This window comes from Vibrio sp. Vb1337, from assembly GCF_033338715.1.
Taxonomy (GTDB): Bacteria; Pseudomonadota; Gammaproteobacteria; order Enterobacterales; family Vibrionaceae; genus Vibrio; species Vibrio alginolyticus.
This window is the reverse complement of record NZ_JAWOTD010000097.1, coordinates 1-1,460: the sequence shown is the minus strand read 5'-3', so window position 1 is coordinate 1,460 and position 1,460 is coordinate 1. Positions and strand designations below refer to the sequence as shown.

At 44.7% G+C, this 1,460-nt stretch carries 2 protein-coding genes; one reads left to right on the top strand and one right to left on the bottom strand.

Features of this window, described 5'->3' with window-relative positions; genetic code table 11:
* A partial coding sequence (locus R7E42_RS24170; RefSeq protein ID WP_318073111.1) for an MlaA family lipoprotein occupies nucleotides 1-460 on the top strand: 460 nt, incomplete at its 5' end.
* 87 nt (nucleotides 461-547) lie between these two features.
* On the opposite strand, the gene R7E42_RS24165 is transcribed toward R7E42_RS24170, so the two are convergent.
* Nucleotides 548-1,460 (bottom strand): outer membrane protein transport protein (locus R7E42_RS24165; protein ID WP_318073110.1); only part of this gene is annotated, 913 nt, incomplete at its 5' end.

Here is a 1,460-nt window from a genome sequence, read left to right as displayed (position 1 = left end):
TAGCAAAGCGGTGGATCACTTTAACCGTTTTTGGATTAACTCTACGTTCGGTATTCTCGGTGTATTTGACATCGCAACTGCGGCGGGTATCACCAAGTACGACAATAAAGAGTTCAGCAGTGCTGTTGGTCATTATGGCGTAGGGAATGGCCCATACTTTATGATACCTGGTTATGGTCCTTATACTTTGCGAGAAGTGACAGATACCGTCGATGGTATGTATCTCCCATTATCTTACTTGAATATTTGGGCTGGTTTAGGGAAGTGGGCATTAGAAGGTTTGGAAAAACGAGCGTTGCTTGTACCGCAAGAAGCACAGCTTGATAGTTCTCCAGATCCTTATGTACTGACTCGAGATGTCTACATTCAGCGTCAAAACTTTAAAGCAGAAATAGACACGGTTGAAGAAGTGAATCCGGAAGAAGAAGCGTTGTTAGACGAATATCTAGATGAATTCTAATCGTTGATGTTTCAAATAAAATGAACGCAATAAAAAAGGCTTAGCAAGTGCTAAGCCTTTTTTGTCTCTCGATTTTTTAACGAGTAATTAGAAACGGTAGTTCGCTTGAACACCGATTAGCCAAACGTTACCCGTTGTTTCACCAACGAATTGACCGCCAACTACTTCAGCTGAATCGTCTGACTTGTAGCCACGAGACTCAACGATTGGTGCGTCTTTCGCGATAATGTAAGTGAAGCCAGCGTCTAGGCTGAAGTCTTTCGTCCAGTCATAAGTTGCACCGATGCTTAACCAAGTACGGTCTGTTTCTGGAATAGTGATCGTGCGGTTCTTATCACTTACAGCAGACGTATCGTATGCAATACCAGTACGTAGGGCTACCTTAGGTTGAAGTTGGTAAGTCGCACCAACTGCAAAGCGGTAGTTATCTTCCCAGTTTTCCACTTTCACCATGTGTGTACCAGCGGTTTCTAGGTGAGCTTCTAGCTTCTCGAAAGAACTCCAGTCAGTCCAGTTGAAACTTGCGTGTAGCGCAAGTTGGTCTGTTACTTGGTGGAAGCTCGCTAGTTCAGCCGTTGCTGGTAGGTTTAGGTACATGTAGCCATTGTCACGCAGCTGTGGAAGCTTAGGAGTACCGAAGCCAAAACCAAGGCCCTCAGCATGACCTTCAAGCTTTAGCTCAACCTCAGATTTGTACGTGAAACCGATGCGGTTGTTTTCATTGATCTGCCACGCTGTACCCAATTGCCAACCCCAAGCCGTATCGTCACCTTCCATGTACTTAAGAGTCGTACCTTGAGGTTTTTGTAATACGTTTACTTTAGGAGTCGTAGCGCCAAAACTTCCTTCACCGATGATGTAACGAATACCACCACCAATGCTTACCGCATCATTAATTTTGTATGCTGCGTTTAGGTTTGCTTCCATTGTGGTTACGCTTGCTTCGTTACCAAAATGAGAGGCAGCAAAGCCTTTGCCTAGATCCGTTTCCATACCGTAG